22 protein-coding genes and 2 pseudogenes are annotated in these 17471 nt (G+C 70.2%); 11 read left to right on the top strand and 13 right to left on the bottom strand.

Annotated elements, in window-relative coordinates; genetic code table 11:
* Positions 1-79: 79 nt before the first annotated feature.
* Genes HK415_RS19585 through HK415_RS19575 form a run of 3 tightly spaced genes read left to right on the top strand, consistent with a single transcriptional unit; the run spans position 80 to position 1796 of the window.
* The gene (locus HK415_RS19585; protein ID WP_171562172.1) at positions 80-607 is read left to right on the top strand and encodes a DUF3833 domain-containing protein; all 528 of its coding nucleotides are present in this window, start codon (positions 80-82) and stop codon (positions 605-607) included.
* The gene (locus HK415_RS19580; protein WP_171562170.1) at positions 604-1365 is read left to right on the top strand and encodes an SDR family NAD(P)-dependent oxidoreductase; all 762 of its coding nucleotides are present in this window, start codon (positions 604-606) and stop codon (positions 1363-1365) included. The genes HK415_RS19585 and HK415_RS19580 overlap by 4 nt, the downstream gene beginning before the upstream one ends.
* The gene (locus tag HK415_RS19575) at positions 1350-1796 is read left to right on the top strand and encodes a nuclear transport factor 2 family protein (protein ID WP_171562168.1); all 447 of its coding nucleotides are present in this window, start codon (positions 1350-1352) and stop codon (positions 1794-1796) included. The genes HK415_RS19580 and HK415_RS19575 overlap by 16 nt, the downstream gene beginning before the upstream one ends.
* Here the strand turns inward: HK415_RS19575 and HK415_RS19570 are convergent.
* A complete protein-coding gene (locus HK415_RS19570; protein ID WP_171562166.1) occupies positions 1793-2407 on the bottom strand; it encodes a glutathione S-transferase N-terminal domain-containing protein in 615 nt (204 codons plus the stop codon). The genes HK415_RS19575 and HK415_RS19570 overlap by 4 nt on opposite strands.
* A gap of 132 nt (positions 2408-2539) precedes the next feature.
* Between HK415_RS19570 and purB the strand changes: the two genes are divergently transcribed.
* Both purB and HK415_RS19560 read left to right on the top strand, forming a co-directional pair.
* The gene (purB, locus tag HK415_RS19565; protein WP_171562164.1) at positions 2540-3919 is read left to right on the top strand and encodes an adenylosuccinate lyase; all 1380 of its coding nucleotides are present in this window, start codon (positions 2540-2542) and stop codon (positions 3917-3919) included.
* An 8-nt stretch (positions 3920-3927) separates the two neighbouring features.
* Positions 3928-4488 (top strand): YaeQ family protein, encoded by a 561-nt coding sequence (locus tag HK415_RS19560; protein ID WP_171562162.1) that lies wholly within the window; start codon positions 3928-3930, stop codon positions 4486-4488.
* Between the two features lie 80 nt (positions 4489-4568).
* Here the strand turns inward: HK415_RS19560 and HK415_RS19555 are convergent, their stop codons facing one another.
* Entirely contained in the window at positions 4569-4868 is a 300-nt protein-coding gene (locus HK415_RS19555; RefSeq protein ID WP_171562160.1) for a putative signal transducing protein, read from the bottom strand.
* Positions 4868-5289 (bottom strand): annotated as a pseudogene (locus tag HK415_RS19550) (DUF3717 domain-containing protein). Before HK415_RS19550 ends, HK415_RS19555 begins: the two are co-directional and overlap by 1 nt.
* 298 nt (positions 5290-5587) lie before the next feature.
* Between HK415_RS19550 and HK415_RS19545 the strand changes: the two are divergent.
* Genes HK415_RS19545 through HK415_RS19535 form a run of 3 tightly spaced genes read left to right on the top strand, consistent with a single transcriptional unit; the run spans position 5588 to position 7099 of the window.
* Complete coding sequence (locus tag HK415_RS19545) at positions 5588-6271, top strand: TerC family protein (RefSeq protein ID WP_171562158.1); 684 nt, start codon at positions 5588-5590, stop codon at positions 6269-6271.
* Positions 6272-6298: 27 nt separating this feature from the next.
* A complete protein-coding gene (locus HK415_RS19540) occupies positions 6299-6709 on the top strand; it encodes a hypothetical protein (protein WP_171562156.1) in 411 nt (136 codons plus the stop codon).
* A gap of 33 nt (positions 6710-6742) precedes the next feature.
* Positions 6743-7099: a phage holin family protein gene (locus tag HK415_RS19535; protein WP_171562154.1), complete on the top strand. Its 357-nt coding sequence runs from the start codon at positions 6743-6745 to the stop codon at positions 7097-7099.
* Positions 7100-7832: 733 nt separating this feature from the next.
* On the opposite strand, the pseudogene HK415_RS26610 reads toward HK415_RS19535, so the two are convergent.
* The 4 genes and pseudogenes from HK415_RS26610 to HK415_RS26595 all read right to left on the bottom strand — a co-directional run.
* Positions 7833-8267, bottom strand: a pseudogene (locus HK415_RS26610) (M48 family metalloprotease); the annotation flags it as partial.
* Positions 8189-8563, bottom strand: a complete 375-nt coding sequence (locus tag HK415_RS26605) for a hypothetical protein (protein ID WP_309246764.1) — start codon at positions 8561-8563, stop codon at positions 8189-8191. The gene HK415_RS26605 and the pseudogene HK415_RS26610, both read right to left, overlap by 79 nt.
* Positions 8560-8850 (bottom strand): hypothetical protein, encoded by a 291-nt coding sequence (locus HK415_RS26600; RefSeq protein ID WP_309246763.1) that lies wholly within the window; start codon positions 8848-8850, stop codon positions 8560-8562. Before HK415_RS26600 ends, HK415_RS26605 begins: the two co-directional genes overlap by 4 nt.
* On the bottom strand, positions 8847-9353 hold the full coding sequence (locus HK415_RS26595; RefSeq protein WP_309246762.1) for a hypothetical protein: 507 nt from the start codon (positions 9351-9353) through the stop codon (positions 8847-8849). Before HK415_RS26595 ends, HK415_RS26600 begins: the two co-directional genes overlap by 4 nt.
* Between HK415_RS26595 and moaC the strand changes: the two genes are divergently transcribed.
* On the top strand, positions 9352-9840 hold the full coding sequence (moaC, locus tag HK415_RS19520; RefSeq protein ID WP_171562152.1) for a cyclic pyranopterin monophosphate synthase MoaC: 489 nt from the start codon (positions 9352-9354) through the stop codon (positions 9838-9840). The two genes, HK415_RS26595 and moaC, sit on opposite strands and share 2 nt — an antisense overlap.
* On the opposite strand, the gene HK415_RS19515 is transcribed toward moaC, so the two are convergent.
* The 3 genes from HK415_RS19515 to HK415_RS19505 are packed head-to-tail and all read right to left on the bottom strand — an operon-like array spanning position 9837 to position 12704.
* Positions 9837-10661, bottom strand: coding sequence for a PglL family O-oligosaccharyltransferase (locus HK415_RS19515; RefSeq protein WP_171562150.1), 825 nt, complete (start codon positions 10659-10661; stop codon positions 9837-9839). The two genes, moaC and HK415_RS19515, sit on opposite strands and share 4 nt — an antisense overlap.
* Complete coding sequence (locus HK415_RS26590) at positions 10616-11431, bottom strand: pilin glycosylation ligase domain-containing protein (RefSeq protein ID WP_171562148.1); 816 nt, start codon at positions 11429-11431, stop codon at positions 10616-10618. The genes HK415_RS19515 and HK415_RS26590 overlap by 46 nt, the downstream gene beginning before the upstream one ends.
* A 49-nt stretch (positions 11432-11480) precedes the next feature.
* On the bottom strand, positions 11481-12704 hold the full coding sequence (locus tag HK415_RS19505; RefSeq protein WP_171562146.1) for a glycosyltransferase: 1224 nt from the start codon (positions 12702-12704) through the stop codon (positions 11481-11483).
* Between the two features lie 57 nt (positions 12705-12761).
* Between HK415_RS19505 and HK415_RS19500 the strand changes: the two genes are divergently transcribed.
* Complete coding sequence (locus HK415_RS19500) at positions 12762-13724, top strand: glycosyltransferase family 9 protein (RefSeq protein WP_171562144.1); 963 nt, start codon at positions 12762-12764, stop codon at positions 13722-13724.
* A gap of 63 nt (positions 13725-13787) precedes the next feature.
* Positions 13788-14489, top strand: a complete 702-nt coding sequence (locus tag HK415_RS19495; RefSeq protein ID WP_171562143.1) for a class I SAM-dependent methyltransferase — start codon at positions 13788-13790, stop codon at positions 14487-14489.
* Between the two features lie 15 nt (positions 14490-14504).
* Here the strand turns inward: HK415_RS19495 and HK415_RS19490 are convergent, their stop codons facing one another.
* Genes HK415_RS19490 through HK415_RS19480 form a run of 3 tightly spaced genes read right to left on the bottom strand, consistent with a single transcriptional unit; the run spans position 14505 to position 17402 of the window.
* Positions 14505-14705, bottom strand: coding sequence for a hypothetical protein (locus HK415_RS19490; protein WP_171562141.1), 201 nt, complete (start codon positions 14703-14705; stop codon positions 14505-14507).
* Positions 14663-15400 carry a glycosyltransferase gene (locus HK415_RS19485; protein ID WP_171562139.1) on the bottom strand — a complete coding sequence of 246 codons (738 nt, stop codon included), beginning with the start codon at positions 15398-15400 and terminating at the stop codon, positions 14663-14665. Before HK415_RS19485 ends, HK415_RS19490 begins: the two co-directional genes overlap by 43 nt.
* A 28-nt stretch (positions 15401-15428) precedes the next feature.
* Positions 15429-17402: a hypothetical protein gene (locus HK415_RS19480; RefSeq protein ID WP_171562137.1), complete on the bottom strand. Its 1974-nt coding sequence runs from the start codon at positions 17400-17402 to the stop codon at positions 15429-15431.
* Positions 17403-17471 lie beyond the last annotated feature (69 nt).

The following is a 17471-nucleotide window of genomic DNA, read 5'->3' as shown; positions in this document are numbered from 1 at the left end:
GCCTACTGCCTGCTGCCCTGCCTGCTGTGGCCGCCGCCGGCCTGCTGTGGCGCACCCTCATCCGCAATGGAGGAACACGATGAAACGAAGGACGGCGATGCTCGCCGCCGCCGCGCTGCTGGCCGGATGCGCGGCACCGGAAGTGAGCGAGTACGCGCGCGAGCAGCCGGTGCTGGACATGCGCGCCTATTTCAACGGCCGCGTCGACGGCTGGGGCCTGTTCACCGATCGCAGCGGCAAGGTCGTCAAGCGCTTCACGGTGGCGTTGGACTGCCGCTGGAACGGCGACGAGGGCGTGCTGGACGAGGACTTCACCTATTCCGACGGCACGAAGCAGCGACGCATCTGGCGCGTGCGCAAGCTGGCCGACGGCCGCTACGTGGGGCGGGCCGACGACGTGGTCGGCGAGGCGAGCGGCCAGGCCAGCGGCAACACGCTGCGCTGGAACTACACGCTTGCCCTGCCGGTGCAGGGCCGCACCTGGCACGTGCAGATGGACGACTGGATGCACCCGGTGGACAGCGAGGTGCTGCTCAATCGCACCGCCATGTCCAAGTTCGGCGTGCACCTGGGCGACGTGACGCTTTCTTTCCGGCGGCGACCATGAACCCGCGCATCGTGGACTGGCAGGGCAAGCGCGTGTGGATCGTCGGCGCCTCCAGCGGCATCGGCCGCGCGACCGCCTCGGCGCTGCACGCACGCGGCGCCATCGTGCACGTGAGCGCGCGCGACGCGCAGGCGCTGCGCGATTTCGCCGACCGGCACCCGGGCGCGTTGGTGGTGCCGCTGGACGCCACCGAGCGCCTGCAGGTGCCCGATGCGGCACGGCAGGTCCTGCGCGGCGGGCCGCTCGACCTGGTGATGTACTGCGCCGGCCATTACCGGCCCATGCGCGCGACCTCGTTCGACCTGGCGCAGGCGCTGCGCCACCAGGAGGTCAACTACGTCGGCGCGCTGCACGTGCTGGACGCGGTGCTGCCCTCGCTGCTCGCGCGCGGCGGCCACGTCAGCCTGGTGGCCAGCGTGGCCGGCTACCGCGGCCTGCCCAACAGCCTGGCCTACGGCCCCACCAAGGCAGCCCTGATCCAGCTGGCGCAGACGCTGCACCTGGACCTGCACACCATGGGCATCGGCGTGAGCGTGATCAATCCCGGCTTCGTGGAGACACCGCTGACCGCGCAGAACCGCTTCCGGATGCCCGCCCTGCTGACGCCGCAGCAGGCGGCCGAGGCCATCCTGCGCGGCTGGGAGCGCGGCCGCTTCGAGATCCACTTCCCGCGGCGCTTCACGCTCTGGCTGAAGCTGCTGCGCCTGCTGCCTTTCGGCACCTACGAGAAACTGGTGTTGCGATGGACCGGCCTGTGAACCCCGGCGCGGCGGTGGACCGCATCGTCGCCCTGTTCGAGGGCATGACCCCCGAACACGTGCGCGCGCTCGATGCGTACTACACCATCGATGCCTGGTTCAAGGACCCCTTCAACGAAGTGCGCGGCCTGCCGGCGGTGCAACGCATCTACGCGCACATGTTCGAGGCCCTCGACGCCCCGCGCTTCACCGTGACCGCGCGCATCCAGCAGGGCAGCGAGGTCTTCCTGGCCTGGGATTTCCGCTTCGGCTTCCGCAACTTCCGGCGCGGGCAAGAGCAGCTGGTGCGCGGTGGCTCGCACCTGACGCTGGCGCCGGACGGCCGCATCGCATCGCACCGCGACTACTGGGACGCGGCGGAGGAGGTGTACGAGAAGCTGCCGGTGCTCGGCAACCTGATGCGCTGGCTCAAGCGCCGGGCCGCTTCCTAGGCCGGCAGGCTGTCGACGAAGCTGGGACGCTGCATCAGCTTGTCCTGCAGCTTGGCGAGGTTTGGGTAGGCGCTGCGCCAGTCGATCTCGGCGAAGCGGAAGTCCAGGTAGCCGAGGGCGCAGCCCACTGCCAGGTCCGCGAGGCTCAGGTAGATGCCGGCGCAGAAGGGCTTGTCGCCCAGGCCCTGGCTCATCGCCTTCAGGCTGGCCTGGGCCTTGTCGATCTGCCGGTCGATCCAGGCCTGCGAACGCTGTTCCTTCTTGCGCCCGGCCCAGTGGGATTCCAGCCGCGCGAGCACCAGGGCGTCCAGCACGCCGTCGGCAAGCGCCTCCCAGGTCTTCACCTCGGCGCGCTCCCGGCCCACGGCGGGAATCAGCTTGCCGACGGGCGACAGCGTGTCGAGGTATTCGACGATCACGCGCGAATCGAACAGCGCCTCGCCGCCTTCCATCACCAGGCAGGGCACCTTGCCCAGCGGGTTGGACTGCATGATGGTGGTATCCGCCGACCACACGTCCTCCTCGACGAACTGGTAGTCCAGCTTCTTCTCGGCCATCACGACGCGTACCTTGCGCACGTAGGGACTGGTGGTGGATCCGATCAACTTCATGGTCGATGCTGTTCGAGTTCTTGGAGGGGGAGGGACGGATTCATTCTATGGGAAGAGATTTTGTCGGCTGTCGTTCACCCGCGACATGCGCGGCGGGGAAAGCCCCGGTGGGGCGGCGCCTACAATTCGGGCATGGCCGTCTCCACGATTTCCGCGCTGTCCCCGCTGGACGGCCGCTATGCCGCGCGCCTGGCGCCGCTGCGCCCGCTGATGAGCGAACAGGGCTACATGCACAAGCGCGTGCAGGTGGAAGTCTGCTGGTTCATCGCCCTGTCCGACGCCGGCTTCGGCGAATTCAAGCCGCTTTCGCCGGGAGCGCGCACTTACCTCCTCGGGCTGGTCAAGAATTTCTCGGAGGCCGATGGCGTGGCCATCAAGGAGATCGAGAAGACCACCAACCACGACGTGAAGGCGGTCGAGTACTGGATCAAGTCCAAGTTCGAGGCGCGGCCCGAACTGCGCGCCGCCAGCGAGTTCGTGCACTTCGCCTGCACCAGCGAGGACATCAACAACACCAGCCACGCGCTGCAGCTCAAGGGAGGGCGTGACCAGGTGATCCTGCCGGCGCTGGACGCGCTGATTGCACGCCTGCGCGAGATGGCGCACGCGCATGCGGCGGTGCCCATGCTCAGCCGCACGCACGGCCAGACCGCCAGCCCCACGACCGTGGGCAAGGAGATCGCCAACGTGGTGGTGCGCCTGGCCGCCGCGCGCGAGCGCATCGCCGGCGTGAAGCTGATGGCCAAGATGAACGGCGCCGTCGGCAACTACAACGCCCACCTGGCGGCCTGGCCCGAGTTCGACTGGGAAGCCTTCAGCCGCAAGGTGGTGGAGTCGCCCGAGCCCCTGGGCCTGGGCCTGACCTTCCAGCCCTACAGCATCCAGATCGAGCCGCACGACTACATGGCGGAGCTGTTCGACGCCGTCGCCCGCGCCAACACCATCCTGGTGGACTGGTGCCGCGACGCCTGGGGCTACATCAGCCTGGGCTACTTCAAGCAGCGGCTGCGCGAGGGCGAGATCGGTTCGTCCACCATGCCGCACAAGGTCAACCCGATCGACTTCGAGAACGCCGAAGGCAACCTGGGCCTGGCCAACGCGCTGCTGCGCCACCTGTCGGAGAAGCTGCCGGTGTCGCGCTGGCAGCGCGACCTGACCGACTCCACGGTGCTGCGCAACATGGGCGTGGCGCTCGGTTACGCGGCGCTGGCCTACCACTCGCTGGGCATCGGCCTGGGCAAGCTGGAGCTGAACGAGGAGGCGCTGCAGGCGGACCTGGATGCTTCCTGGGAAGTCCTCGCCGAGCCGATCCAGACCGTGATGCGCCGCTACGGCGTGCAGGGCGCCTACGAGAAGCTCAAGGAAGTCACGCGCGGCAAGCAGGTGCGCCCGGAGGACCTGCACGCGCTGGTGCGCTCGCTGGAAATCCCGCAGTCCGAGAAGGACCGGCTGCTCGCGATGACCCCCGCCTCCTACGTCGGCAAGGCGGCCGAACTCGCGCGCCGCGTCTAGGTCTCCCCTTGGCCCTCAAATCCACCGTCTTCAAGGCGCAGCTCGCCGTGGCCGACATCGACCACGCCTACTACGCCGACCACGCGCTCACCCTGGCGCGCCATCCCAGCGAGACCGACGAACGCATGATGGTGCGGCTGGCGGCGCTGGCCTTCCACGCGCACGAACTGCAGACCGTCTGCGGCGGCGACGGCACCCTGGCCTTCGGCAAGGGCCTGAGCGACCCGGACGAGCCGGACGTCTGGCTGCGCGACTTCACCGGCCTCACCCGCCGCTGGATCGAGGTGGGCCAGCCCGACGAAGTGGCCATGGCCAAGGCCTGCCGGCAGGCCGACCAGGTGGCGGTGTACTGCTTCCACCATGCGGCCGAGGTCTGGTGGCGCGGCGTGGAGACCAAGCTCACGCGCCTGTCCAACCTGCAGGTCTGGCGCGTGCCGGCGGAAGCCTCGCAGCAGCTGGCGGCGCTGGCGCAGCGTTCCATGCAGCTGCAGGCGACGGTGCAGGAGGGGGCGCTGATGCTCGGCGACCAGGTGCGGCACGTGGACGTGGAGCCGCTGCGCTGGAAATAGCCAGCTGGGGTTCGCTGGCGCTCACCGCCAGCCTACCCGGCGGCTTCTCGCAGGCTGGTGGTGAGCGAAGCGAACCCCAGCTAGGGCATTGGCCTGCCGCAGCTCCAGCACGACTCGAAGCCACCCTCGACCAGTTCCCCGCAAATGCAGTTCCACCGTCGCTGCGGCACGCTGAGCAGCTGGTCGAGCAGCCGCCGCGCTTGCTCCAGCTGCCCGTCGTCGCTGATCCAGACCTCCGGCAGGCACTGGTCGGGCGGCAGTTCGCCGGCGGCGCTGGAGAGGAACTGGCGCTGCAGGCTGGCCGCGATCCCGGCCTGGCACAGCATGTCGACCCAGAGCGAGCCGATCGCGAGATTGGGCGCCTGCACCAGCCGCCGCATCAGCGGGGCTCGGCCGAGGCGCCGGCCGCGCGTTCCGCATAGCGGTTGAAGCGCCAGGCGTCGCCCAGCAGCGTGATGCGCCGCCACACCTGGCGTTTCTGCGCCGGGCTCAGCTCGGGCCAGTGCTGCACCTCGTCGAAGCTGCGGCCGCAGCCCTTGCACTCCGCATCGCCCTGGCTGGTCGAGCAGATCGCGATGCAGGGGTGTCGGGCTGGGTGTCGTACCAGGCCTTCCAGGCGGCGTAGGCGGCGGGCGGGAAGCCGGACTCGTCCGCCTCGTCCTCGCGATGGAACACCATCAGCGCGTACACCTCGGCCAGCGCCTTCAGCTCGGGCGCGAGCGTCACGCCGTCCGGGGACGGCTTGCGGCCGCGCCAGAAGTTGATGGCGGCTTCGATGTCTGTGATGTGGATGCCAGCCATGGCGGGTGGGTACTGCGGCGTAGGACAGCGGAGAGGCATGATACGCGTTAGTACTGCTGCGTGAATCGGCCCCCTGTGGTCTAATTTCAGCAGCGAAGGGGAGTAGCTCCCATGTCGGCGCGTCGTCAATACGGAGCACAAGGCTTCCGGCGCGCCGGGCCCACTGTACAGCGGTGCGGCCGAGCAAGACCTTCGATCGGGCCCCGGCGGGTCCGGATCGAAGCATTCCGCGCCCCTTCCGCGCACTCCGATCCCACCCCGCTGCGGGCAGAATGTGTCTTGTTTCGGAGCTATTCGCATGGAATTCATGTCTGCCGCCTGGTGGTCCGCATTGCTGGCCATCATCCTCATCGACCTGGTGCTCGCCGGCGACAACGCCATCGTGATCGCCCTGGCCGCCCGCAACCTGCCGCCGCACCTGAAGAACAAGGCGATCATCTGGGGCACCGGCGGGGCCATCGTGGTGCGTTCCGCCATGACGGTCGGCGTGGTGTGGCTGCTGAAGATCCCGGGCCTCATGGGCATCGGCGGCGCGGCCCTCCTGTGGATCGCCTACCGCCTGGTCGCGGACGACGGTGGCAACGACGAACACGGCCCGATGGCCACCACCTTCTGGGGCGCCATGAAGACCATCGTGATCGCCGACGCGCTCATGGGCATCGACAACGTGCTGGGCGTGGCCGGCGCGGCCCACGGCTCCTTCGACCTGGTGGTCATCGGCCTGCTGGTCAGCATCCCGATCGTGGTGTTCGGCAGCAAGCTGGTGCTGAAGCTGGTGGAGCGCTTCCCCATCATCATCCAGCTCGGTGCCGCCGTCCTGGCCTTCACCGCCGCCAAGATGATCGTCAGCGAACCCCTGCTGCGCGGCGTGTTCGACCCGAGTGCAATCGCGCGCTGGAGTTTGTATGCTGTGTGCGTCGCCGGCGTGCTCGGGGCGGGCTGGCTCGCCACCCGCGGGCCGCGCCAGTCCGACGCCGCCTGATCCCCGGGCGGCACCGCAGGAGGCCGCATGAACAAGGTGATCGTGTACCTGGACGACCCGGCCTACGCCCGGCAGCGCATGCCGGGCGTGGACGGGGAGCCCACGCACTGGGTGCTGGTGGCCTGCGCGCCGCGCATGACGCACCGCATCAGCAAGTGGGTGAGCCACTCGGCGCGCGAGAACTGGCGGGCCAAGTGGGCCGACAAGGTGTTCGACCAGATGGTGCCGCCGCTGCGCGCGCGGGGTGACGCGGTCACCCCGGTGCTGGCCCGAGGCCCGCTGCCGGAACTCACGCGCGCCCTCATGGCGGAACACGGCACGGTGCGCGTGCTCGATGCGCGTCGCCCCCGCAGCGACGACGGCGCACCCGACGAGCGCCGCTTCAAGCCCGGTTCGCTGCTCGGAATGAGCGCCGCCCTGCTGCTCGCCTGCGACTAGGAGCCTGCCGGCGCGGTGCTATGCTCCGCGCCCATGCTGAAGCTCATCGCGAAGTGGCTGCTCAGTGCGTCCGCGCTGCTGTTCGTGGCCTATGTGTACAGCGGCGTGCAGGTGCCCTCCTTCGGGGCCGCGATGCTCGCCGCGCTGGTGCTGGGATTGCTCAACACGATCGTGCGGCCGGTGCTCGTGGTGTTGACGCTGCCGGTGACCGTGCTCACCCTCGGCCTGTTCCTGTTCGTGATCAACGCCGTGATGTTCTGGGCGGCCGCCGCGCTGCTGGATGGCTTCGCGGTGCGCAACTTCCTCGCCGCCCTGGTCGGCTCCCTGATTTACACCGCGCTGAGCGTGGTGATCGAGTCAGCGCTCGAGCGCCTGTTCGCGAAGAAGTGATTCCACCTGGCGCGCACGGGTGTCGATGATCGACGCCTCGATGTGGTCGCCCGCGCCCCGGCGCACCATGTCCTGCGCCGCCTTGAAGCGATCGAGCGCCGCCGTGTAATCGAGCTGCGCCACCCGCGACGACCGCTTCCGCGCGCACGGCGCGCACGCCCTGGCCTTGCGCCGTGTAGGCGGCCGCGAGCAGCTGCCAGGCCGCCGCGTCGCGCGGCTGGCTCGCCACCCAGGTCTGCAGGCGCTGGGCAACCTCGCCCGCTTGGCCGAGGCGGATCTGCGCCTGCGATCCGATCAGCACGTCGGGGCGGCGCCGGCTTTCCATGTCCACCAGTTTCAGCGCGCGGGCCGCGTCGCCCTGGCCGAGCGCGATCTCGGCGGCGAGCAGGCGCGCGAGCCGCTGGCCGGTGGCGTCGCCGGCGACCGCGGTGTCCAGGCGCGCGAGCATGCGCGTCACGTTGGCCGGCTCGCGCAGGCGCGCGGCGGCGAAGGCGGCGGCATAGAGCGCCCCCGCCTGGCGCGCCTTCGGCTGCGCCGCGAAGCTGCTGCTGTCGACCTCGGTGAGCATGCCGCGCAGCGTGTCCACCCCGGGGTTGGCGAACACCCTCGCGCGGCCCGATGCGAGCGAGTGTTCGATCGTGGCCTGCGCCGGACCGCGTCCCGAGAGCTGCTGGCGCGACTGGATGTCGGCCGCGCGTTCGGTGTTCATCGGGTGCGTGCGCAGGTAGGGGAAGGCCCCGGTGTCGTTCAGGCGGTGCGCCTGCTGCAGCTTCTCGAACATGGTGACGAAGCCCTGCGGCTCGAAGCCCGCGGCCTCCATCACGCCCAGGCCGATGCGGTCGGCCTCGCGCTCCATGTCGCGCGAGAAATTCAGCTGCTGCTGCGCGGCCAGCGCGGAGGTGCCGCTGATGATCGCGCCACCGGCCTGCGGGTTGCGGCTGACCGCCAGCGCGCCCAGCAGGATCGCCGCCATCATCCACGGCGTCTGCTGGCTCTGCGCGGTGACCAGGCGCGAGATGTGGCGCTGCGTCACGTGGCTCAGTTCGTGCGCCAGCACCGAGGCCAGCTCGTCGCGGTTGGCCGTCACGCTCACCAGCCCCAGGTGCAGGCCCAGCCAGCCTCCGGGCAGCGCGAAGGCATTGATGCTGCGGTCCTTGCCAAGCAGCACCTGCCAGGCGAAACGCTGGTCGATGTCGCCGGTGAGCTCGCCGCGCGCGCGCCCCCGGCCAGCAGCGGCTGCCAGATGCCCTGGATGTATTCCACCAGCACCGGGTCGTCGATGTAGTCGGGATCGCGGTACAGCTCGCGCGCGATGCGCTCGCCCAGCTTGCGCTCCGCGGCCACGTTCATCTCCCCGCCTTCGCCCATCGCCGGCAACTGCGCGCGCGCGGGCGTGCCCAGCGCGATGCTGCATGCGAGTGCGGCCGCCAGCAGCCGGCCGCGCGGGAAGGAAGGAAGCTTCAAAACGAATCCACCGGGAGGTAGCCGAGGACTTCGGCGGTCTTCGCGTCCAGCAGGACCGTCCAGGCCTCCGCTTTGCGCGCGATCAGGGGCAAGTATGCGACTTGCGTGGCGTCGCGTCCCGTGTTGCGCAGGGCCGCGTCGATCTCGGCGGCGCGTTGCGGGAAGCGGCTCTTCAGCTCCGTGACCGGCTTGGCCGCGCGCAGGATGGCCTCGCGACCGGTGGCGTAGGACTGCCACAGCTCAGGCCGCGCCGACAGGTGCAGCCCCTGCAGCGCGGCCAGGGTCATCTCCGTGTCTTCCTGCGGGCTGCGGAAGGGGCGCAGCGCGAGCAGCGTCGGCGCCCCCAGGGCGCGACTTCGAGCCCGGCCGGCGCCAGGGGCTCCAGCTCGGCGGGGATGTCGACCCGGTGCACCACGCGGAAGCGGTCGTACTCGAACACCATGTGCACCGGCCGGGCCAGCTGCACCGTCCACAGCCCGTAGGCCAGGCCCGCGAGCTGCAGCGCCACGATCACGGCCAGGTCCCGCCGCAGTTCGGGCTTGGCCCGGTTGAAGACCGCGAAGGTCAGCAGCGGCCCCAGCACCACGTCCACCGCCACCACCAGCAGGAACAGCTCGCGGCCGCCCGAGATCTCGCGGTAGGGATAGGGATACCAGAGCGCGAACACCAGCAGGCCGGCCAGCACCGCCACCACGGCGCTCAGGGCCAGGTGGATGCCCGCCGCGCGCGCCCGGGCGCGCCAGTCGAAGCTGGCCGTATGATGGTCAAGGGAAACAGAGGGTTGTTGCATGAGCGGTCTTACCCATTTCGACAAGCAAGGTCAGGCGCACATGGTAGACGTTGCCGCCAAGGCGGCAACGCACCGCGTCGCCGTGGCCCGCGGCCGCATCGAAATGCTAGCGGCTACCTTCGCCATCATTCGTGACGGCAACGTAAAGAAGGGCGATGTGCTCGGGATCGCCCGGATCGCCGGCATCCAGGCGGCCAAGAAGACCAGCGACCTGATTCCCCTGTGCCATCCGCTGGCGCTGACCCGCGTGGCGCTCGATTTCGAGCTCGAGGAGGCCCAGGGCGCGGGACCGGCGGCGGTGGTCTGCACGGCCACCGTCGAAACCGTCGGCCCCACGGGCGTGGAGATGGAGGCGCTCACCGCGGTCAACGTTGCACTGCTCACCGTTTATGACATGTGCAAGGCCGTGGATCGCGGCATGACCATCACCGAAGTGCGGCTGCTGGAAAAGCACGGCGGCAAGTCGGGCAGCTACGTCGCCCCCTAGCGGCCGAACTGCAGCGGCATGCGCTGCGCCTGCCGCCACGCTTCGTATTCGCGCGGAAAGGCCGCGCGGTAGCGCGCCAGCATCAGCACCGCTTCGTCGACTTGCCCGAGGTAGGTGGCGCTCTCGATCGCGCGTTCGATCACGCGCGGCTCCGGCGAATAGTGCAGCACCCGGCGCGACAGCTCGTGCATCCACTGCGCGTTGTCGCGCTGCGGATTCACCAGCGTGAGGTCGGCGAAACGCGCCTGGCCGGCGAACAGCCAGGAGCGGCGCACGTGGTCCAGCGTGTCCTCGCTCCAGCGGGCGCGCCGCTGCTCCGGCGGCAGGTAGATCTGGCTCACGCGCGTGTAGTCCCAGGCGGCGTAGCCGGTGGCCCCGAGCAGCAGCACGGCGGCGATCGCACCCGGCACGCGCGCGGCGGGCGCCGTGTCCTCCCCGGCCTCCGGCCGCAGCAACCAGCCCAGCGCGGCGCCGGACACGATCTGGAAGGGGGCGTACCAGAGCGGGTATTCGAGCAGGCTGTGCAGCAGCACCAGCGCCAGCACCGCCCAGGCCAGCTGGCGCAGGGAATCGGACTCGCGCCAGGGCTGCTGCCGCCAGGCCCACAACGCGCTCGCGCCGCAAACGAGCAGGGCGGCCGGCAGGCCGAGTTCAACGGCCAGGTGCAGCGGCAGGTTGTGCGCGTTGTCCAGGATGTCGCAGAAGCGGGCACCGGTGCCGCCGGCGTACAGGGTGTCGAAGTGCGCGTAATCGAGTTCGCCCCAGCCCCAGCCGGTCAGCGGATGCAGCGCGACCAGCTGCAGCACGTTGGACCAGAGCACGATCCGGCTGCTGCAAGGCTGGCCGCCACCCAGGCGGCCCCAGAGCGTGCGCGCGGGCATCGCCCGTTCAGGGCTTCCAGCAGGATCGGCAGCAGCACGGTGGCCGCGAAGTAGGCGAGGGCCGCCACCGCGCACAGCACCAGCCGCTGGCGCCGCTGCGGCCCGGCCCACCAGGCGGACAGCACGGTGAGCACCAGCCCCTGCAGCATGCCCGTGCGCGACACCGAGGCCGCGCTGCCGGCGGCGAGCAGCACCACCAGCGCGAAAGAGGCCCGGCGCGGCACGCGCACCGTCCCGAACAGCAGGATCGCGCCGCCGATCCAGCACAGGCTGGCGTACTGGTTCGGCTGCCGCAGGTTCGCGTACGCCTCGCCCGCTTCGGCCGCGTTCATCCACGGGCTGAACCAGGCGGCGATGCCGAAGTACTGGCACAGGCCGATGAGGGCGCTCACCGCCGCCGCGGCGAGCACGCCCGCCTGCAGCGCCTGCGCCAGGCCCTCGTCCTGCGCGAAGCCGGCCGCCAGGACGATCAGCGCGAGGCCGGCGGCGAGCATCACCGTTTCCGGCCGCAGCGTGAGTTGCGAGACGACGGCCCAGGCGACCAGGGCCACGCAGCTCCAGAGCAGCGCGCGCGGCAGGCGCGGCGGCCGGGGACCGGCGAGTGCGAGCAGCCACAGCAGCAGGGCGCAGGCCGCGGCGGCCAGCCAGGGCGTGACCGCGGGCGAAGGCCCGGTGGACAAGGGATTGAGCCAGGGGATGGCGGCGAGCACGAAGGCGAGCGCGCCGCGCGCGGGGGGACGACGGGGAGCTTCACGCGCTTCAGGCTTGCAGGGGGCGGGGAGGGGCTTCGAGGCCGGCCGGCACGCCGGCGCCGGCCTCGACCGAGCAGGGATCGCGGCACCAGGCCGCCCAGGCCTGCTCCAGGATGGCGCGGAAGCTGGCCTGGAACACCGGTTCGTCGAAGCCTTCGGCCCAGCGGCGGCAATCGTGCGGATCGATGTTCGCCGCGTCGAAGGCTTCCACCGCGGCCTGCAGGCTGGCCGGTGTCTGCGCGTCGAACAGCAGGCCGGTGGGGCGGGCTTCGCTGCGCAGATCGCGCACCGTCTCGCGCGAGCCGCCGACGCCGTAGGCGATCACCGGCGTGCCGCAGGCCTGCGCCTCCACCGGCGAGATGCCGAAGTCCTCGTGCGCGGCAAACAGGAAGGCGCGCGCGCCGCCCAGGTGCTGCTGCACCGCCTCGTCGGACTGGAACCCCAGCATCTCCACGTTGGGCGGGCACATCGCCCGCAGCCGCGGCGCCTCGGGGCCGTCGCCGATCACCACCAGCTTGCGCTGCGGCATGGCGCGGAAGGCTTCCAGCAGCAGGTCGATGCGCTTGTAGGAGACCAGGCGCGAGACCGTCACGTAGTGGTCGCCCTTGCGCGGCTCGAAGCGGAAGCGGCCCACCTGCACCGGCGGGTAGAGCACGCGCGCGAGGCGCCGGTAGGTGCGCCAGATGCGCCGCTGCACGTGCCGCGAGTTGGCCAGGAACAGGTCGACGTTGTTCGCGGTCTGCCGGTCCCAGTTGCGCAGGCGGTGGAACAGGTAGCGCGCCAGCAGCCCCTTCACGCCCCGCGACAGTCCGTAGTCGTCCAGGTACTCGTGGTGCAAGTCCCAGGCGTAGCGCATGGGCGAATGCACGTAGCTCACGTGCAGCTGTTCGGCGCTGGTGAGCACGCCCTTGGCCACCGCGTGCGAGCTGGAGACGATTACCTGCGCGTCGCGCAGGTCGTGGGTCTCGACCGCCAGCGGCGTCAGCGGCAGGTAGTGGGAGAAGTGCTTGCGGATGCCGGGGGCCTTCTGCAGGAAGGTGGTGCGCACCGGGACTTCGCCGAACTTCGCGCGATTCTGCGGGCTGAGGAAGTCGATGGTGGCGTGCAGCGCCTGCCCCGGCACCGCGCGCAGCATGGCGCGCGTGACGTCCTCGGAGCCGCCCCAGTCGGTGAGCCATTCGTGCACGAAGTGCACGCGGGCGGCTTGCAGGGAGTCGGGCGGTGCGGGCATCGGGCGAGATGCTAACCCAGCGCTTGGTTATAGTCCCGCGACGAGGAAGGGGCGCGGATGAAGGTGCTGCTGTGGAAGATAGGCGCGCTGGGGGACGTGGTGATGACCACGCCGCTGGTGCGGCAGCTGCGCCGCCAGCTGCCCGGAGCGCAGATCGACTACCTCGTGGGCCGCTCCTTCCGCGCGGTGCTCGAAGGCAATCCGCACCTGGATCGCGTCATCGACTTCGACGACGGCATCCTGTTCGGCGCACACGCGGCGCGGCTGCGCGACATCCGCGCCAAGCTGCGCGGCTACGACGTGATCTACGTGCTGGACAAGCACTGGATCTTCACCTGGCTGGCCTGGCTGGCGGGCGCGCCGCGCCGCATCGGCTACCGCCGGCGCGCGATCGAAGGCTGGCCGAACACCGCGAGCGTCCCCTTCGGCGCGCTGCGCACCGACGTCGACTACTACCTGGACCTGCTGGAGGCCGCCGGCCTGCCGGTGGACCGCGCGGACCGCCGCCTGGAGCTGCCGCCTGCCGTGCCCTACGCGGTGCCTGGCCCCTACGTGGTGGCGATCAACGCGGGCGGCAACAACCCGGGCGAGACCTCCGACGTGCGCCAGTTGCCGCGACCGCTGTTCGAGGGGCTGGTGGCACATCTCGCGAGCCGGCGGCAGGTGGTCTTCCTCGGCTCGCGCTCGGAGCGCGCCTACTACGAGCCCTTCGCCGCCTACGGCGCGATCAACCTGTGCGGCACGACCAGCCTGCCGCAGTCCTGGGGCGTGCTGGCCCAGGCGGAGGCGGTGTACACCACGGACACGGGTCTGATGCACATGGCGGCCGCCGTCAACGCCAACGTGCTGGGCATCTTCGGTCCCACCCACCCGCTGCGCAAGTGCCCGCCGGGTGCGCGGTGGGTGTGGAAGGCGGAGCCCATGCACGATCCCGATTACGAGCGCTTCGGGCGCGTGCCCAAGGGGGAGTTCTTCGAACGGATGACGCTGGAGGACATCCTGCGGCACAGCACGGTGTGACATACCTCTCGCACCGGCCCGAACGACATGCGAAGCCGCGGACTGGCCAAGCATAATCGGCGAATGAGCCTGCCCCGTCCTCTCGCCACCCGCCTGCGTCATGCGCTCGTCACGCGACTGCGGGCACGCGGCAAGCTGGCCTTCCTGCAGTCCCTGCCGCAAGGAGCGCGGGTGCTGGACGTGGGCTGCGGCAACAACTCGCCGCGCGACGCGAAGATCCTGCGGCCCGACCTGGTCTACCACGGGCTCGACGTCGGCGACTACAACCAGCAGGGCGCGTCGATCGACTACGCGGATTCGTACGTCGTCGTTCCTCCCGATCAGTTCGCGGGCGCGCTCGATCGCTACGAGGGGCAGATGGACGCGGTGGTGTCGTCCCACAACCTGGAACATTGCCTCGATCCGCAGGCGGTGCTGCAGGCGATGGCGCGGGCACTGCGGCCAGGCGGACGCCTTTACCTTGCCTTTCCCTGCGAGGCAAGCGTGAAGTTTCCGAGCCGCCGGGGCACCTTGAACTTCTTCGACGACCCGACGCATCGGGAGGTGCCATCCTGGTCCTCCGTGCTGGGGAAGCTGGGCGAATGCGGCCTCGCCACGGATCTGACCTGCCAGCGCTACCGCCCCGGGCTGCTGTTCGCGATCGGCCTGCTGTTCGAGCCCCTGGGACGCCTGGCTTCGCGCAACGTGCCCGGCAGCGCCACCTGGGCGCTCTACGGTTTCGAGTCGATCATCTGGGCCCGCCGGGAGCCCCAGGCGTCGGCCTGACCCGCGCCGCCGCGATCATGCGCTCCATTGGCGCGGCGAGAACATCAGGCGCAACACCAGCAGCGCGCGGGCCCACTCGCCGTGCACCATGCGATCGAGCGCCACCAGCAGCAGGCTGGACCACACCACCGGCAGCAGCCAGGGCCAGAACTTGCGCGTGACCCGCAGCCGGTTCACCACGCCATAGCGCTCCGACAGCAGGGACTTGCGGCGCACGCCTCCCATGGAGCCGGGCTGGCACCTTCCTTGTGGCGCAGCCGGCTGCGCAGGGCCACCACCGGGACGTATCCCAGGCGCCGGCCACGTTCGACCCAATCCACTTCCTCGCCGTAGAGGAAGTAGCTTTCCTCCATCGGCCCGACGCGTTCGAGATAGTCTCTCCCGACCAGCAGCGAGGCGCCCACGGGATAGTCCATCGTCAGGCAAACGTCGTCCGGTGCCTCGACCGGCGTCTTCTCGTGCCACCCCACCCCCAGCCACTTGCGGTAGCGGCCGCCGACCGCCTGCACCCGGGAGGGCTCGTTCCATTCCAGCAGCACCGAGCCGCAAAGTCCCGCCGAGGGCACGCGTGCGCGCGCGGCGACCAGTTCGCGCAGGGCGGCCGGTTCCGCGTGCAGGTCGTTGTTCAGGAGCCAGAAGAGCGCGGCGGGCCAATGCGCCTGCGCCCAGCGGATGCCGGCGTTCAGCCCGCCGGCGTAGCCTCGATTGCGCTCGAGCGGCAACAGGTGAAGTCGCTCCTGCTCCGCGCCCGGCCGGTCCGCGATCCATGTGCGCAGTTGCACCACCGAATCGTCACCCGAAGCGTTGTCGCAGACCACGATGCGCAGGTCGGCGTCCTCCTGCGCGAGCAGGCTCGTGAGGCACAACGCGGTGTCCCGCCAGCCGTTCCAGTTGACGACCACCGCGCTCACGGCGGGGGTGCACCGATCCCCGGGGCGCTCACTTCGCCCCCGTGCGCCAGGCTCCATCGTTGCGAACACCGAGGCAGTCGATCTGCACCTCGCCCGCAACCAGGTCCGCCGCCTTGCCCACCATCACCGGGTTGAGGGCACGCCAGAAGTGGTACCAGACCTCTCCGTTGTCCAGGACGTACAACTTGGTCTGGGAGTGGGGATAAGCGCGGAACCAGCCGTCATGCAGGCGGCGCAGGCTCGTCTCACCGGGCGGGAAGAAGCGCGGGCACAGCTCGCCGAGCTTGGCGAATACCTGCAGCACCTCCCTGGGTGCAGCGGCCGGCTGCACTTCCTGCGCCAGTCCGGCCTGGTAGGCGACCGGGCAGGTCCAGAACCCGAGACGCGTCGCCTCGTCCTTGCCGAGGCTTTCCGCCATCTGCACGAGACCCGGGGAGTTGATGAAATCGCAGCTGCCGGCTATGCGCAGGTTGCGCCGCGCGGCCAGCTTGTCCAGCGCCTTGACCATCTCGGGCGTCGGACGCCCATCCTTCTCGCTGGCCCACGCCATCGAAGGCGCGAGCAGCCGGACCGGGCCCTGCATCACCGCCCGGCGCAGGAAGGCGTCGGTGCGCTGGTCCTCCCCGCTGGTGTAGAGATTGATCCAGCGGGACTCCGGCGGGAACTGCGGCGCGATCAGGGAGTACGTGAGCAGGGAGAGGCTCGCATACGTCGTCGCCGGCGCGCGGACCTGCTCGGGCCCGAGATCCACGGCGAAGTAGGGGCCGGTTCTCCACTGCAGCATCGACCAGCTGCCCCACGGGGGCTGCTGCGCCACGACGAACAGTTGACCCGCCACCAGCAGCAGCGCCAGCAGCGCCTTGAACCCGCGCGTGACGGGCAGCAGGCAGATCAGCGCGATCGCCAGCGGACCCGCGCACACCAGCATGGCCATGAAGTAGCGGCCGTTGCCCGTGGTCGCGAGCCACAGCGCCGTCGACAGCAGCAGCGTCGCGAGCAGCGCGAAGACCGCGTTGCGCTGCGGCGGGAGCTTGCGCCACAGCAGCGCCGCCACCAAGGCCAGCACCGCGATCGCCGCGAATCGCAGGTCCGGGGCCGGGATCTCAAGGTAAATGTTGGCGTCCGGCGCGACCATGTCGAAGAAGCGCAGCAGCGCCTGGAGCAGGGTGTCCGGCTGGAAGCGCGTCATGGCCGCCACTCCAGCAGCTCGCGCACGGGCCCGAACGCCTCGTCGTACATGGGATAGATCGGGTTGCCGAAGTGGGACCAGAGTTGCCAGCCCCAGTAGCCATAGCACAGCACCAGGGCCGCCAGCAGGCAGCCCCGCGGCAACGCAGCGGACCAGCCGGGCCGACACGGTGCCTGCCGGCCAAGTCCAGAGGAGCGGCAGCACCACGACGAGAAAGCCATTGCTGAGCTTGAAGGCGACTGCCATGCCGGCGAAGGCCCCCGAGACCAGTGCGCAGCGCAGGGCAGACGCATCCGCCACGGCGAGCGGCCGCAGCGCGAACGCATATGCCCAGAGCAGCGGGATCGCCGCCATGAGGTCGTTCGAAGTGGCGTCGAACAGCGAAAGCACCGCGCCCGTGAGAAATGCAAGCAGGACCGCGAGCAAGCGCATGCCGGCGGCGAACAGGTCCTCGCCCGGGATGCAGCTGCGGGCGATCATCCACACCGCGGGGATCGCGGTGGCGTGCAGCAGAGCGAGCACGGCTCCGGCAGTGGCCCCGCTCACGCCCGCCATGGCGAGCTTGTAGAACGGCCAGTACAGGTACGGGAACTGGTACGACTGGTAGGCGGCAGCGACGAAGTCCCGGTCGAAGCGCGGTTGTTCTGCCGTCCACCCGAGGTAGATGTGGTGGTTCAGTGCGTCCCAGCTGATGCCCATGTACCCCAGCCAGAGCGGAATGGCCGCGAAGATCGCTGCGCCCGCCAGGCATACCACCCAGGCCTCGCGCTGCAGCAGCCATGCCGCTGCCGGGTGCCCGCCAGCCTCACGCATCGCGCTTCTGCCGCGCCGTGCGCCAGGCCAGTTCGATGGCGCCGGCGAACAGCGTCCCGGCGACTGCCT

The sequence above is a fragment of the Ramlibacter montanisoli genome (assembly GCF_013087525.1).
Taxonomy (GTDB): domain Bacteria; phylum Pseudomonadota; class Gammaproteobacteria; order Burkholderiales; family Burkholderiaceae_C; genus Ramlibacter; species Ramlibacter montanisoli.
This window is presented reverse-complemented; position numbering and strand designations above follow the sequence as displayed.

Excerpts from the sequence above, each read along its gene's own strand:
- HK415_RS19505 (WP_171562146.1), bottom strand. The coding sequence starts at position 12,704 with ATGCCCGCACCGCCCGACTCCCTGCAAGCCGCCCGCGTGCACTTCGTG.
- HK415_RS19575 (WP_171562168.1), top strand. The coding sequence starts at position 1,350 with ATGGACCGGCCTGTGAACCCCGGCGCGGCGGTGGACCGCATCGTCGCC.
- HK415_RS19500 (WP_171562144.1), top strand. The coding sequence starts at position 12,762 with ATGAAGGTGCTGCTGTGGAAGATAGGCGCGCTGGGGGACGTGGTGATG.
- HK415_RS19495 (WP_171562143.1), top strand. The coding sequence starts at position 13,788 with ATGAGCCTGCCCCGTCCTCTCGCCACCCGCCTGCGTCATGCGCTCGTC.
- HK415_RS19555 (WP_171562160.1), bottom strand. The coding sequence starts at position 4,868 with ATGCGGCGGCTGGTGCAGGCGCCCAATCTCGCGATCGGCTCGCTCTGG.
- HK415_RS26600 (WP_309246763.1), bottom strand. The coding sequence starts at position 8,850 with ATGACCCTGGCCGCGCTGCAGGGGCTGCACCTGTCGGCGCGGCCTGAG.
- HK415_RS19535 (WP_171562154.1), top strand. The coding sequence starts at position 6,743 with ATGCTGAAGCTCATCGCGAAGTGGCTGCTCAGTGCGTCCGCGCTGCTG.
- HK415_RS26595 (WP_309246762.1), bottom strand. The coding sequence starts at position 9,353 with ATGCAACAACCCTCTGTTTCCCTTGACCATCATACGGCCAGCTTCGAC.
- HK415_RS19585 (WP_171562172.1), top strand. The coding sequence starts at position 80 with ATGAAACGAAGGACGGCGATGCTCGCCGCCGCCGCGCTGCTGGCCGGA.
- HK415_RS19480 (WP_171562137.1), bottom strand. The coding sequence starts at position 17,402 with ATGCGTGAGGCTGGCGGGCACCCGGCAGCGGCATGGCTGCTGCAGCGC.
- HK415_RS19580 (WP_171562170.1), top strand. The coding sequence starts at position 604 with ATGAACCCGCGCATCGTGGACTGGCAGGGCAAGCGCGTGTGGATCGTC.
- HK415_RS19570 (WP_171562166.1), bottom strand. The coding sequence starts at position 2,407 with ATGAAGTTGATCGGATCCACCACCAGTCCCTACGTGCGCAAGGTACGC.
- HK415_RS19540 (WP_171562156.1), top strand. The coding sequence starts at position 6,299 with ATGAACAAGGTGATCGTGTACCTGGACGACCCGGCCTACGCCCGGCAG.
- HK415_RS19545 (WP_171562158.1), top strand. The coding sequence starts at position 5,588 with ATGGAATTCATGTCTGCCGCCTGGTGGTCCGCATTGCTGGCCATCATC.
- moaC (WP_171562152.1), top strand. The coding sequence starts at position 9,352 with ATGAGCGGTCTTACCCATTTCGACAAGCAAGGTCAGGCGCACATGGTA.
- purB (WP_171562164.1), top strand. The coding sequence starts at position 2,540 with ATGGCCGTCTCCACGATTTCCGCGCTGTCCCCGCTGGACGGCCGCTAT.